17 protein-coding genes are annotated in these 12,659 nt (G+C 66.9%); 1 reads left to right on the forward strand and 16 read right to left on the reverse strand.

The features are described from left to right. Nucleotides 1-141: 141 nt before the first annotated feature. On the forward strand, nt 142-873 hold the full coding sequence (locus GGC47_RS12375) for a carbonic anhydrase (protein ID WP_142022382.1): 732 nt from the start codon (nt 142-144) through the stop codon (nt 871-873). Nucleotides 874-876: 3 nt separating this feature from the next. Here the strand turns inward: GGC47_RS12375 and hisA are convergent, their stop codons facing one another. The 16 genes from hisA to GGC47_RS12455 form a co-directional block, all read right to left on the reverse strand. Next, entirely contained in the window at nt 877-1,617 is a 741-nt protein-coding gene (gene hisA, locus GGC47_RS12380; protein ID WP_142022484.1) for a 1-(5-phosphoribosyl)-5-[(5-phosphoribosylamino)methylideneamino]imidazole-4-carboxamide isomerase, read from the reverse strand. After that, a complete protein-coding gene (hisH, locus tag GGC47_RS12385; RefSeq protein ID WP_370954968.1) occupies nt 1,605-2,261 on the reverse strand; it encodes an imidazole glycerol phosphate synthase subunit HisH in 657 nt (218 codons plus the stop codon). Before hisH ends, hisA begins: the two co-directional genes overlap by 13 nt. Further along, on the reverse strand, nt 2,258-2,746 hold the full coding sequence (locus GGC47_RS12390; protein WP_370954967.1) for a DUF2628 domain-containing protein: 489 nt from the start codon (nt 2,744-2,746) through the stop codon (nt 2,258-2,260). The genes hisH and GGC47_RS12390 overlap by 4 nt, the downstream gene beginning before the upstream one ends. A gap of 10 nt (nt 2,747-2,756) precedes the next feature. Next, on the reverse strand, nt 2,757-3,344 hold the full coding sequence (hisB, locus tag GGC47_RS12395; RefSeq protein ID WP_112762502.1) for an imidazoleglycerol-phosphate dehydratase HisB: 588 nt from the start codon (nt 3,342-3,344) through the stop codon (nt 2,757-2,759). 206 nt (nt 3,345-3,550) lie between these two features. Further along, complete coding sequence (locus GGC47_RS12400) at nt 3,551-4,747, reverse strand: O-succinylhomoserine sulfhydrylase (protein WP_113253588.1); 1,197 nt, start codon at nt 4,745-4,747, stop codon at nt 3,551-3,553. A 120-nt stretch (nt 4,748-4,867) separates the two neighbouring features. Continuing rightward, nucleotides 4,868-5,608 (reverse strand): pyrimidine 5'-nucleotidase, encoded by a 741-nt coding sequence (locus GGC47_RS12405; protein ID WP_429068220.1) that lies wholly within the window; start codon nt 5,606-5,608, stop codon nt 4,868-4,870. Between the two features lie 209 nt (nt 5,609-5,817). Further along, a complete protein-coding gene (argB, locus tag GGC47_RS12410) occupies nt 5,818-6,714 on the reverse strand; it encodes an acetylglutamate kinase (protein WP_038364795.1) in 897 nt (298 codons plus the stop codon). 84 nt (nt 6,715-6,798) lie between these two features. Continuing rightward, nucleotides 6,799-7,167 carry a DUF423 domain-containing protein gene (locus GGC47_RS12415; protein ID WP_429068224.1) on the reverse strand — a complete coding sequence of 123 codons (369 nt, stop codon included), beginning with the start codon at nt 7,165-7,167 and terminating at the stop codon, nt 6,799-6,801. A gap of 114 nt (nt 7,168-7,281) precedes the next feature. Then, nucleotides 7,282-7,557, reverse strand: a complete 276-nt coding sequence (locus GGC47_RS12420; RefSeq protein ID WP_429068226.1) for a hypothetical protein — start codon at nt 7,555-7,557, stop codon at nt 7,282-7,284. A 39-nt stretch (nt 7,558-7,596) separates the two neighbouring features. After that, the gene (yihA, locus tag GGC47_RS12425) at nt 7,597-8,262 is read right to left on the reverse strand and encodes a ribosome biogenesis GTP-binding protein YihA/YsxC (RefSeq protein ID WP_429068229.1); all 666 of its coding nucleotides are present in this window, start codon (nt 8,260-8,262) and stop codon (nt 7,597-7,599) included. 9 nt (nt 8,263-8,271) lie between these two features. Next, the gene (locus tag GGC47_RS12430; RefSeq protein ID WP_429068232.1) at nt 8,272-8,904 is read right to left on the reverse strand and encodes a CatB-related O-acetyltransferase; all 633 of its coding nucleotides are present in this window, start codon (nt 8,902-8,904) and stop codon (nt 8,272-8,274) included. Between the two features lie 52 nt (nt 8,905-8,956). Continuing rightward, nucleotides 8,957-10,852, reverse strand: a complete 1,896-nt coding sequence (gene yidC / locus GGC47_RS12435) for a membrane protein insertase YidC (protein WP_429068424.1) — start codon at nt 10,850-10,852, stop codon at nt 8,957-8,959. A 37-nt stretch (nt 10,853-10,889) separates the two neighbouring features. Next, the gene (rnpA, locus tag GGC47_RS12440) at nt 10,890-11,321 is read right to left on the reverse strand and encodes a ribonuclease P protein component (protein WP_429068235.1); all 432 of its coding nucleotides are present in this window, start codon (nt 11,319-11,321) and stop codon (nt 10,890-10,892) included. 53 nt (nt 11,322-11,374) lie between these two features. Further along, nucleotides 11,375-11,509: a 50S ribosomal protein L34 gene (gene rpmH, locus GGC47_RS12445; protein ID WP_038364779.1), complete on the reverse strand. Its 135-nt coding sequence runs from the start codon at nt 11,507-11,509 to the stop codon at nt 11,375-11,377. 194 nt (nt 11,510-11,703) lie between these two features. Next, nucleotides 11,704-11,919: a hypothetical protein gene (locus tag GGC47_RS12450; protein ID WP_429068240.1), complete on the reverse strand. Its 216-nt coding sequence runs from the start codon at nt 11,917-11,919 to the stop codon at nt 11,704-11,706. After that, a complete protein-coding gene (locus tag GGC47_RS12455) occupies nt 11,916-12,650 on the reverse strand; it encodes a COG4280 domain-containing protein (RefSeq protein ID WP_038364775.1) in 735 nt (244 codons plus the stop codon). Before GGC47_RS12455 ends, GGC47_RS12450 begins: the two co-directional genes overlap by 4 nt. Nucleotides 12,651-12,659 lie beyond the last annotated feature (9 nt).

Genomic DNA, 12,659 nt, shown 5'->3' on the forward strand with positions numbered 1-12,659 from the left:
GCGGTGACGGCGCGACCCGGTCGGAGCTGATCGGCGGGGGCGGGCTCGATGTCCGCCCCGATAGTCATTCTTCATCACTTGTCGATACGGTGGCGGCGCAAGGCGGAAGGCTCCGCCGGCTTTCCGGGGGGAAACGCTGCCATGTGCGAGAATTGCGTCGCTCGTCATCCGTTGCCGCGCCCGTCGCGTCGCTCCCTCCTCGGCCTGGGCGCCGCGCTTGCGCTCGCGGGCGGGATGGCCGGCGGCGTCTCGATGGCCTCCGCGCAGACCGCGAGCCCGGTGGATGTGCCGACCGGGGAAGAGGCGTTGAAGCGGCTGATGGCGGGCAATGCCCGCTACGTGGCCAACAAGCCCCGGCATCGGGATTTCTCGGCTGGACGGGCGGCCCGCGCCAGTTCGCAGCATCCCTTCGCCTCGATCGTCGGCTGTGCCGATTCGCGCCTTGCTCCCGAGCTGACCTTCGACCAGAGCGCCGGCGATCTCTTCGTCGTCCGGGTTGCGGGGAATTTCGTCAACGAGGATGGGCTGGCGAGCCTCGAATTCGGCGCGGCCGTCCTGCAGTCGCCCTTGATCCTGGTGCTCGGGCATACGCGCTGCGGCGCGATTTCCGCGACCATCGATGCAGTGAAGAACGGGACGCAATTGCCCGGCCACCTGCCTGCCTTGGTCAATGCGATCCGGCCTGCCGTCGTCGAGGCGCAGAAAGCCGGCGCCGCCGATATGCTGGAAGCGGCGACGGAGGCGAATGTCCGGCTCAATGTCGAGCGGCTGAAGACGGCGGCTCCGATCCTCGCCCAGCGCGTCGCCGAGAAGAAGCTGACGGTCGTCGGCGGCGTCTACGACCTCGCCACCGGCAAGGTGAAGCTGATCTGAGGCTCAGGCGGCCCGGGCCAGCCGGTCGAGTGCTGCCGTCGGATCGATCCGACCGTCATAGAGGGCCCTGCCCGTGATCGCGCCTTCGAGGATCGAGGCGTCATCAGCGCAAAGGCGCTCGATATCGGCCATGGAGGCCAGGCCGCCCGAGGCGATCACCGGGATCGAAACCGCCTTCGCCAGCGCGATCGTGCCGTCCCAGTTGATGCCCTGGAGCATGCCGTCGCGGGCGATGTCGGTGTAGACGATCGCGGCCACGCCGGCATCCTCGAAGCGCTTGCCGAGATCGGCCGCCGCCAATGTCGAGGTCTCGGCCCAGCCTTCCACGGCCACGAAGCCGTCGCGCGCGTCGATGCCGACCGCGACCTTGCCCGGAAACGCCTTTGCCGCCTCGCGCACGAAACCGGGATCGCGCACCGCCGCCGTGCCGATGATGACTCGGGCGATGCCCTTGTCGAGCCAGCCGGCGACCGTCTTCATGTCACGGATGCCGCCGCCGAGCTGCACGGGAAAGGCGACGCGCTTCAGGATGGCTTCGACCGCCGCCGCGTTCATCGGCTTGCCAGCGAAGGCGCCGTCGAGATCGACGACATGCAGCCACTGGAAGCCCTGGGCCTCGAAGGTCGCAGCCTGCGCGGCCGGGTCGTCGTTGAAGATCGTGGCCTGCGCCATGTCGCCCTGCTTCAGGCGGACGCAGCGGCCTTCCTTGAGATCGATCGCGGGAAAGAGGATCACGGCTTCCAGCTCAGGAAATTGGCGATGAGCTTGAGGCCGAGCGCCTGGCTCTTCTCGGGGTGGAACTGCGTGCCCGCGACGTTGCCATGCGCAACCATTGCGGTCACCGGGCCGCCATGGTCGGTCAGTGCGACCACGTCCTGCGCCCGTTCCGGCGTCAGCGCATAGGAATGGACGAAATAGGCGTGCAGTCCCTGCGGGCCGGTCTCGATGCCGGCGAGCAGCGGGTGCTCGTTCTGCCGGTGCAGCGTGTTCCAGCCCATATGCGGGATCTTGAGGCTCTCGTCGCGCGGCTTGATCAGGGCGACATCGCCCGGAATCCAGCCGAGCCCCTCGGTTATCGTGTATTCGAGCCCGCGCGAGGCGAGGAGCTGCATGCCGACGCAGATGCCGAGGAAGGGTCGGCCCTTGCCCCGCACCACCTCTTCCAGCGTCTCGACCATGCCGGGAACGGCGTCGAGCCCGCGCCGGCAATCGGCGAAGGCTCCGACGCCCGGCAGCACGATACGGTCGGCCGCACGCACGACATCGGTGTTGCTGGTGACATGAATGGTCGAAGGAATGCCGGCCTCGGCCGCCGCCCGCTCGAACGCCTTGGCGGCCGAGTGCAGGTTGCCCGAGCCGTAGTCGATGATCGCGACGGATTGGCTCATCGCCCCTGCGCCTCCGGGAAGAGGCCGATGATCGGCAGAGCGCCGCTCGGTCGTGCTGCCGCGGCGGGCGTTGCGGTTGCGATCCGCGGCGCGACGGGCTCATCGGCGAGCGCGCGTTCGAAATAACGGCGCTCGGCCTCGGCCAGCGAGCGCGCCTCGACGACATCCGCCAGGCGCCAGCCCTTGCGGGTGAGCTTGCGGATGACGAGATTGCGCCCCTCGACGCCGAGGAAGAACGCGATCGTCCAGTAGATCAGCCCGAGCGCGGTCGGGTGGAAGCCGAAGCGCGTCTGGAGAAAGAAGATCGCACCCCAGGCCAGCACGAACAGCAGCGTCGCCAGCCAGAGCCGTTGGCCGAGCAGCCAGAGCCCGTGAAGCAGGAACGCGCCCCAGGAGAAGCTGTCGGGAACGAGGCGTGCCCGCTCGACCGCTTCGCGCTCGCCGCCTTCGGCAGAGGGCGGCGTCATCACCGTGTAGAATGCCATCCTCGCCTCCTCAGAGCGCGCCCTTGGTCGAGGGCACGCGGCCGCCTTCGCGCGGATCGACCTCGAGCGCCTGCCTCAGCGCCCGCGCCAGCCCCTTGAAGCAGCTCTCGGCGATATGGTGGGCATTGTCGCCATAGAGCGTCTCGACATGCAGCGTGATGCCGGCATTCATCGCGAAGGCCTGGAAGAACTCACGCACCAGCTCGGTGTCGAAGGTTCCGATCTTCTGCGCCTTGAACTCGGTGCGGAACACCAGGAACGGCCGGCCGGAGACATCGAGCGCGACGCGCGTCAGCGTCTCGTCCATCGGCAGGTGGACGTCGGCATAGCGGCGGATGCCCTTCTTGTCGCCGAGCGCCTGCCTGAGAGCCTCGCCGAGCGCGATGCCGGCATCCTCGACAGAGTGGTGGTCGTCGATATGGGTGTCGCCCTTCACCTTGACCGTGAGGTCGATCAGCGAATGGCGGGCGAACAGGTCGAGCATATGGTCGAAGAAGCCGACGCCGGTGGCGATCTCGGCCTTGCCGGTACCGTCGATGGTGAGCGAGACCGCGATATCGGTCTCGTTGGTGCGACGCTTCACTTCGCCCGAACGCATGCTGGCCTCTCAGGGCAGGCTGGAAAACGGCTTCGCTTTAGCAGGGGCAAGCGGGGATGGCCACAGGCGCGGTGCCCCGGCTGTCACACGCGTCATGCTCGGGCCCTGACCCGAGCATCTCGTGACGGATGAGGCTCCTGCGCTGCGTCCTTCCAGAGATTCTCGGGTCTGCGCTGCGCTTCGCCCGAGAATGACGGCCGAAAGCCTCAAACCTTCGCCAGCGCCTGCTCCAGATCGGCGATCAGGTCGTCGGCGTGCTCCAGCCCGATCGAGAGACGGATCATGCCGTCGGTGACGCCCATATCGGCCCGGACTTCCGGGCTGAAGCGCTGGTGCGTCGTCGTCGCGGGATGGACGATCAGGCTCTTGGCGTCACCGAGATTGTTCGAGATGCGGATCAGCTTGCAGGCGTTGAGCAGGCGGTAGGCGGCGTCCTTGCCGCCGGGCACCTCAAAGGCGATCAGCGTCGAGGGGCCGCTCATCTGGCGTGCGATGATCGCGGCCTGCGGATGGCTGTCATGGCCGCAGAAGATGACCTTTGAGGGCTTCGCGTGAGCGGCGAGCCAATCCGCGACCTTGGTCGCATTCTCCGCCTGCTTGGCAACGCGCAGCGGCAGCGTCTCCAGCGCCTTCAGCATCACCCAGGCGTTGAAAGGCGAGATCGCCGGGCCGGTCTGGCGCAGGAAGGTCTGGATATCGCCTTCGATCAGCGCCTTCGAGCCGACGATCAGGCCGCCGAGGCAGCGCCCCTGCCCGTCGATATGCTTGGTGGCGGAATAGACGACGAGATCGGCGCCGAGCTCGAGCGGGCGCTGGAAGAGCGGCGTGGCGAAGACGTTGTCGACGACGAGCGTCGCGCCCGCTGCCTTCGCGATCTCGGCGACGGCGGCGATGTCGATGATCTCCAGCGTCGGGTTCGAAGGGCTTTCGAGGAAGAGGACTTTGGTGTTCGGCCGGATCGCCTTGCGCCAGGCCTCGAGATCGGTGCCGTCAACCAGCGTCGACGCGACGCCGTAGCGCGGCAGATGGTCCTCGACGACGTAGCGACAGGAGCCGAAGAGCGCGCGCGCCGCCACGACATGGTCGCCGGCGCGCACCTGCGCCATCACGGCGGCGGTGACCGCGGCCATGCCGGTCGCGGTGGCGCGGCAGGCCTCGGCGCCCTCGAAGGCCGCCATGCGGCCTTCCAGCATCGCGACGGTGGGATTGGAGAAGCGGGCATATTGGAAGCCCGGATCCTTGTTCAGGAAGCGCGCCTCGCATTGCTCGGCGCTGTCATAGACATGGCCCTGCGTCAGGAACAGCGCCTCGGAGGTCTCGCCGAACTGCGAGCGCATGGTGCCGGCATGGACCAGACGCGTCTCGGGATGCAGCTTCGCTGCGGCGTTGTCCGATGTCGACATGATCAGCCTCAATCCGTTCTTTATAACGGACAGAGCCAGTAGCAGCTTCCCTTCTGTTCGTAAAGAAGAACAGAAATTCCTTTTCGGGAAACGCGCGGCGCGGCAATCCTTCCGCCGGGTTCAGCTCTTGCGTTCGGCAGGCCGTCCGAGCGGCTTGAGGAAGCCGGCGAGATCCGTCGTGACATGGTGGACATGGCCGGCCTCGACCGCGACCTGCTCCCAGGCCTCGCGGAAGGGGTCGGGCGTCCGCGGCACGATCAGCACGGTCTTCATGCCGAGCGCGCTCGGGACGACGAGATTCTTCTCGATGTCCTCGAACATCGCCGCCCGCCCGGGATCGACCGAGTGCTTGGCCAGGAAATTCTCATAGGTCGCGCGTTCGGGCTTGGGCAGGAAGCCGGCCTGCACGATGTCGAAGATATCCTCGAAATGGTGGAGGATGCCGAGCTTGCCGGCGACGTTCTCGGCATGGCCGCGCGAGCCATTGGTCAGGATCAGCTTGCGGCCGGGCAGAGCGGCGATGGCCTCGCCCAGTTCCGGGTTGGGGTCGAGCAGCGACAGGTCGATCTGGTGGGCGAAGTCGAGGAAGTCGTCGGGGTCGACGCCATGCTCCTCCATCAGCCCCTTCAGCGTCGTGCCGTAGCGCTGGTAGTAGTATTTCTGCAGGGCCCGTGACGAAAGGCCGTCGAGGCCGAACAGCTCCGCCAGGAACAGGGTGATGCGCTCGTCGACCTGCGGCCAGACCTTGGCCTCGTGCGAATAGAGCGTGTTGTCGAGGTCGAAGACCCAGTGATCGACATGCGCGAAGCCTTCCGCCGTCAGGGGCGGGGTCGCGACCGGGATGTCAGGAAGTGTTTTCATCGGACTCCGAGATGTGGCGAGCCGGAGTCTGCGCTGCAAGTCCTTGGCCAAGGCTTAATCGCGGGCGCGCTCGACACCCTCCACCCCGTCATTCCGGACAAGCCGCGGTAGCGGTGCTGATCCGGAATCCATCATAAGGCTCGGTGCTCTACGATGGATTCCGGGTCACCGCTGCGCTCCGCCCGGAATGACGGGCTGGAGACGTGACGTCACCGCCGGATGATCGTGCCGGCGCCGGTGTCGGTGAAGAGCTCGATCAGTGCCGCATGCGGCACCTTGCCGTCGAGGATGACCACGGCCTCGACGCCCTTCTCCAGCGCGTAGATGCAGGTCTCGATCTTCGGGATCATGCCGCCCGAGATCGTGCCGTCCGCGATCAGGTGGCGGCATTCCTCGACCGTCAGCTCCGGGATGAGCTGCTTGTCCTTGTTGAGGACGCCCGGCACGTCGGTGAGCAGCAGCAGGCGCTTGGCGTTGAGCGCCCCCGCAATGGCGCCGGCGAAGGTGTCGGCGTTGACATTGTAGGTCTGCCCGTCGGCGGCGGCGCAGACCGGCGCCAGAACCGGGATCAGCTCGGCCTTCAGCACGGCGTCGAGCACGGTCGTGTTGACCTTCTCGGGCTCGCCGACGAAGCCGAGGTCGAGCACCTCCTCGATCTTGGAATCGGGATCGACGATGGTGCGGGTCACCTTGCGGGCGGTGACCATGTTGCCGTCCTTGCCGCAGAGCCCGATGGCGCGCCCGCCCTCACGGGTGATGTAGCCGACGATCTCCTTGTTGACCGAGCCGGCGAGGACCATCTCGACGACCTCGACCGTGGCCTCGTCGGTGACGCGCAGGCCCTGCCTGAACTCGGACTGGATGCCGAGCTTCTTCAGCATCGCCGCGATCTGCGGCCCGCCGCCATGGCAGACGACGGGCTTCAGGCCGGACTGCTCGAGCAGCACGATGTCCTCGGCGAAATCCTCGGCGGTGGCGGCGTCGCCCATGGCGTTGCCGCCATACTTGATGACGATGACCTCCTGGTCGTAGCGCTGCATATGCGGCAGCGCCTGCACGAGCAGCTCGGCGGATTGCGACGGCGTCAGAAGGGGGTGGTCGGTCATTCGGCAGGCTCCGCACGGCCGCGAGGAAGGTGCGGCGCGCTTCTACCCGAAGTTTCCCGGCGGCGGAAGGATGCTTGACGTCGTTCAGTCGCGCTTCGCCATCACGGTCGCGACGGCAAGCCCGAGCCAGCCGCCCAGCATGAACCAGCCGCCGATCGGCGCGGCGCGCGGGAACAGCGCCTCGTTGGCGAAGCCGCGGCGCGCCAGATCGGCCGCAAAGAGGGCGGCGCCCAGGATCAAGGCCGAGAGCGCGATCCGGGCGGGCGCGTCATGGAGATAGCCGCCCTTGCGGGCAACCGTCGCTCCGAACACGATGGGAGCGTGGAACAGCAGGATCTGCCCGGCGGTCTGGACATTGGCCGTGCCGGTGATGTGCGCGGCGGCGGCGAGCAGCGCCACGCCGGCGACCCCCATCAGGGCGGCGAGGAAGAGGTGAATGCGCGTGGCGGTCATCGGGACTCGCTGTCGTCGGTTCGCTCGGTTGCTGTCATGGCGCATCGGCCGGCAGCGATCCATCGGCTTTGGCTCCGATGCCGCGCGACATGGTGAAGCGCTGCGACCCGTCCGTCAGCTCTGCGCGCGCAAGGTCCTGATGAATTCCGCCAGCGGGTGGATGCCCGGCGTTTCCGGCAGCAGGGGCTCGAGCGCATCGGCAATGGCCGGATAATCCTCCGGCGAGAGTGTCCGCAAGCTGGAGGAGACTTTGTTGTAGCTTGCCGAGCCGCGGCTCGCGATCGAGCGATTGATGACGAAGGTCTCCACCGCCCCGTCCAGCCGTTCGACGAAAAGGGCGAGCGAGCCGCCATCGGCGGCTGCGGCGCTGTCCGAAACGGATGTGAACATCGACCCTCCGACGGCTTCTTCGGCGGAGCTCGACCCGGCCTATGTCCGCTCGGACAGCACGCGCGCGATGGTGGCGCGCAATTCGGGAATGCCGAGCCCCTTTTCGCTCGAGGTCAGCAGCACCTCGGGATAGGCGGCGGGGCGGCGCTTGATCTCGTCATAGGTCGCTTCCGCCATGAACTGCTGCTCGGCGGGCTTCAGCGCATCGCCCTTGGTCAGCACGACCTGATAGGACACGGCGGCCTTGTCGAGCGTCTCAAGCACGGCGCCGTCGACATCCTTGATGCCGTGGCGGGCGTCGATCAGCACATAGACGCGCGTTAGGTTCGAGCGTCCGCGCAGATAGTCGTGGATCAGCCGGGTCCAGGCCGCGACCTTCTCCTTGCCGACGGCGGCATAGCCATAGCCGGGCATGTCGACGATGGTCAGCCTTTCGTCATGGCCGACCTGGCGGAAGAAGTTGAGCTGCTGCGTCCGGCCAGGCGTATGCGAGGTGCGCGCCAGCGCGTTGCGCCGCGTCAGCGCGTTGATCAGGCTGGACTTACCGACATTGGAACGTCCGGCGAAGGCGATCTCCTGCCCCACCATCGGCGGCAGGTCGTCGATCTTGGTCGAGGCCCAGACGAAGTCCCACGGCCCCTCGAAGAGCTTGCGGGCGGATTCGATCTCGTCCTCGGTGAACGGCTTGGTCGTGCTCGATGTCATGGCCCCTGCCTACACGGCCGCGCGCAGCGCGTCGATGTCCGCACCCTGGATCGCGTCGACGTTGCGGCCGATCTTCGCCGCATCCCAGTCCCACCAGCGGATCGCCAGGAGTTCCGCGACGATCTCGGGCGGAAAGCGCATCTTGACGATTGCTGCGGGATTGCCGGCGACGACCGCATAATCAGGCACGTCCTTCGTCACCTGCGCCCGCGTGCCGATGATCGCGCCGTCGCCGATCGTCACGCCCGGCATGAGCACGGCCTCGCGACCGATCCAGACATCGTTGCCGATCACCATGTCGCCGCGACTGTTGGGGCCGGGACGCTTCAGCGCCGCGGGATCGCCGAGGCCGAACATCTGGAAGGGGAAGGTCGAGAAGCCGCCGAGCGGATGGTTGGCGCCGTTCATGATGAACTGCGCGGCCTGGGCGATCGCCACGAATTTCCCGATGATCAGCCGGTCGCCGATGAAGTCGAAATGGTAGCGCACGCAGCGCGCGACGAAATGCTCCGGCCCGCGCGAGTCGTCATAATAGCTGTAGTCGCCGACCGCGATCAGCGGATGGTCGACGATCGCCTTCAGGAAGGCCGTGCCCTTCCAGCCGGGGATGGGATGGCGCGTGGTCGGATCGGGCAAAGGCATCGCGCGGGCTCGCCGAAAAAGGCGAAGGGCGGGAAACCCGCCCTTCGCTGTCTCACTTCTTGTTGCCGTTGGCAGGCTTTGGCGGTGCGGGCACGGCGGGTGTGGTCGCCGGCTTCTTGCCGAACATGCCCTTGAGGTTGTCGAATAACTCGATCTTCACCCCGTTCTTGCGCATGATGAAGCCCTGCTGGGTCACCGAGAGCAGGTTGTTCCAGCTCCAGTAGATCACCAGGCCGGCCGGGAACGAGCCGAGCAGGAAGGTGAAGAACACCGGCATCCAGGTGAACATCATCTTCTGCACCGGGTCCGGCGGCTCCGGGTTCATCTTCATCTGGATGAACATCGTGATGCCCATGATGATCGGCCACAGGCCGAGATGCAGCATGGCGGGCGGCGTGAACGGCAGGGCGCCGAACAGGTTGAACAGGTTGGTCGGGTCCGGCGCCGCGAGGTCGTGGATCCAGCCGAAGAACGGCGCGTGCCGCATCTCGATGGTGATGAACAGGATCTTGTAGAGCGCGAAGAACACCGGGATCTGCAGCAGCACCGGCCAGCAGCCGGCGACCGGGTTGATCTTCTGCGTCTTGTAGAGCTCCATCAGAGCCTGCTGCTGCTTCATCTTGTCGTCCGCGTAGCGTTCGCGGATCGCCGTCATCTCCGGCTGCATCGCCTTCATCTTCGCCATCGAGGCGTAGGACTTGTTGGCGAGCGGGAAGAACAGCGTCTTGAGCAGCACCGTGACGATCAGGATCGCCACGCCGAAATTGCCGACATGCTTGTAGATCCAGTCGAGCACGACGAAGAGCGGCTTGGTGAAGAAATAGAACCAGCCCCAGTCGATCAGCAGGTCGAAGCGCTTGATCTGCTGGCTTTCCTCATAGCCGTTGATCGCCGCGACCTCCTTGGCGCCGGCGAAGAGTCGGGACTGCGAGGCGGTCGAGGCGCCGGGGGCGACAGTGACGCCTTCGCCGAGGAAATCGGCCTGATAGGTCCGTTCCGTGCCGGTCTGGACCGAGGAGAAGCGGCCTTCATATTTGCGCTGCTGGTCCGGGATGACGGTCGCGGCCCAGTACTTGTCGGTGATGCCGACCCAGCCGCCGACAGCATCCTTCCAGGTCCGGCCGACGGTGCCGGGCGCCAGCGCCGGCTCCTTGTCGAGCTTGTCGTAGGTCCATTCCTGCAGGCCGTTCTGCTCGCCGAGATAGCCGACGAGGCCCTCATGCAGCACGTAATAGCCGAGTGTGTGCGGCTTGCCCTGCCGGACGACCTGTCCGTAGGGAAAGAGGGTGGCTGCCGCCGAACCCTTGTTCTCGACCTCGTCGCGGATCGTGAAAATGGCGTTGTCGTCGACGCTGAGGATGCGCTTGAACGTAAGGCCCTGGCCGTTGTCCCAGGAGAGCGTCACCGGCTTGGACGGGGTCAGCGTCTGGTTGTCGGCCGTCCAGACGGTCTTGGCATTCGGGACCGTGACATTGCTGCCGGGCGCCGCGACCCAGCCGAAATCCGAATAATAGGCTTCCGGCCCGCCGGCCGGCGAGAGCAGGACGATGATCGGGCTCTTGGGGTCGACCGTCTCGTGATAGGCCTTGAGCGAAACGTCGTCGATGCGTCCGCCCGCGAGCGAAATCGAACCGGCGATCTTCGGCGTGTCGATCTTGATGCGCGGGCTCGCGGCCAGGGCCTGCTCGCGCGTGCCGGCGATCTGCGTTCCGGCGGCGCCGGGCACCGTGCCGGGAGCGGCCGAGCTTCCGGCCGAACCGGGTGGGGCAGCGGTCGCGGCGGGATTGACGGCCCCGGCCGGAGCGGACTGGCTCTGCGCCTGCTGGTTCTGCCGGGCGATCTCCTGCTGCCTGTCCATCTGCGGCTTGGCATAGAAGAACTGCCAGCCAAGCAGAATGACCACGGACAGGACGATCGCGAGAAGCAGATTGCGGTTGTCTTCTTTCATCATGATCGGAAACGGGTCTCGCTCGGGTCCGGCTGGTTCAGGCGGAAGAAACGGAAGACGAAGGCGGCGTGCCGCGCGCAGTGCCTGCACGGCGCCGGTCGGCCTGCGGCTTTTGCGGCCTTGCCCTGTCGATGGCAATAGAAAGATCGGCGACCAGATGCCCGAAATCGGCGCCGAGCACCTCGGCGCGGGCGATAATCACGACGTCGCAGGGGCGGTCGGTCTGCGCGGCGAGCGCTTTTGCCGCAGCTGCGCGCAGGCGGCGGCGGATCCGGTTGCGCTTCACGGCATTGCCGGTCTTGCGCGAGGCGGTGAGGCCGAGGCGCAGGCCGCGGGCCGCTTTGCCGTCCCGTCCCTCCTCAGCCGTGGCGTCGCGCACCTGCACGGTGAAGACGGACGAACGAAAACGGCGGCCGTGCTCGGCCGCCGCGAGAAATTCCTTGCGTTGCGTCAGACGGGCGAGGCGCATGGCGGTTGGCCAGTCTTCCGGAACGGGCGCGTGATCGTCACGCGCCGCTGTCGTCAGGCCGACAGGCGCTTGCGGCCATGCGCGCGGCGGGCGGCGATGACCTTGCGGCCACCCTTGGTCGCCATGCGGGCGCGATAGCCGTGGCGGCGCTTGCGAACCAGCTTGCTGGGTTGATAGGTTCTCTTCACGGTCCGTCTCCGGGGGCCTTGGTCAGCGCGACGACTGCGGCTTTCCGGGGAAAGCGTGGCCGATCGAGCCTGTCATGCAATAGGGTTCGGCGCCGCCCTGAGGCTGCGCAGGTCGCGGGCTTATGACGGATGGGCGACACCGAGTCAATGCCGAATGATCCGTGAAACGGCTGTCTGCGAGCTTCGCGGATCATTCAATGGGGTTTGCGCCTCGCGCCCTGCCGGACGCTGAACGCCAGGATCACGATCGAGCCCGCCGTCAGCACCGCGGCGATCCCGGACGCGGGGCCGTGCAGGCCGAACGCCAGCACGGTGCAGAACGCGACCAGCGCGAGAATGGCGAGCGCAAGCCGCCCGTCATCGACGAACAGCGCGGCAATTTCGCGCAGGATCATGGCGATGGTTTTCATGCCGTCATCTCCACGGAGCGCTTGCGAAAGGCCGCGACGAGGGTGAGCGCGCTGGCAAGCAGCAGCGCCGCCAGCGCGAGGATTGCCAGATCGGCGCCGGGCCAGCTCACGCCGAGGCCCTCGCCCGTCCAATAGATGCCGAAGGCCGAGATCATCACGCCAACCGCGAATTTCAGGGTGTTCTCGGGAACGCGGGCGAGCGGCTTGCGCAGGATGAGGCCGAGCGCCAGCACGAGTGCGCAGGCCGCCAGGGCTCCGAGGCTGGCGGGCCAGAGCAGACCCCGGCCGGCGCCGACGGCCAAGACGATGAAGACGACCTCAATGCCTTCGAGCATCACCGCCTTGAAGGCGGTGAGCCCGGCCAGCCAGTCGCGGCGGCTCGCCGTTCCGCTGTCGCCGGCTTGCAAGGCCCCGGTTTCCTTGGCGAAAGCCGCCTCCTCGTCATGGAGCGCGATGAAGCCGGCGGCCCGCAGGATGGCCTTTCTGAGCCAGCGCAGGCCGAACATCATCAGCAGCACGCCGATGACGAGCTGCAGGGCTTGCAGCGGGATCAGCGTCAGGGCCGGGCCGAGCAGCAATACCAGCAGGGCGAGGGCCCCGAGCGCGCAGCCCGTGCCGATCAGCGCCGGCCGCCAGCCGCGCACGGTGCCGACGGCGAGAACGATGGTGAAAGCCTCGACGACCTCGACCAGCGAGGCGAGGAAGGCGGCGGAGAGAGCCGGGGCAGCCATGGTCCAGGT

Source organism: Allobosea sp. OAE752 (assembly GCF_050433265.1).
Lineage (GTDB): Bacteria > Pseudomonadota > Alphaproteobacteria > Rhizobiales > Beijerinckiaceae > Allobosea > Allobosea spartocytisi.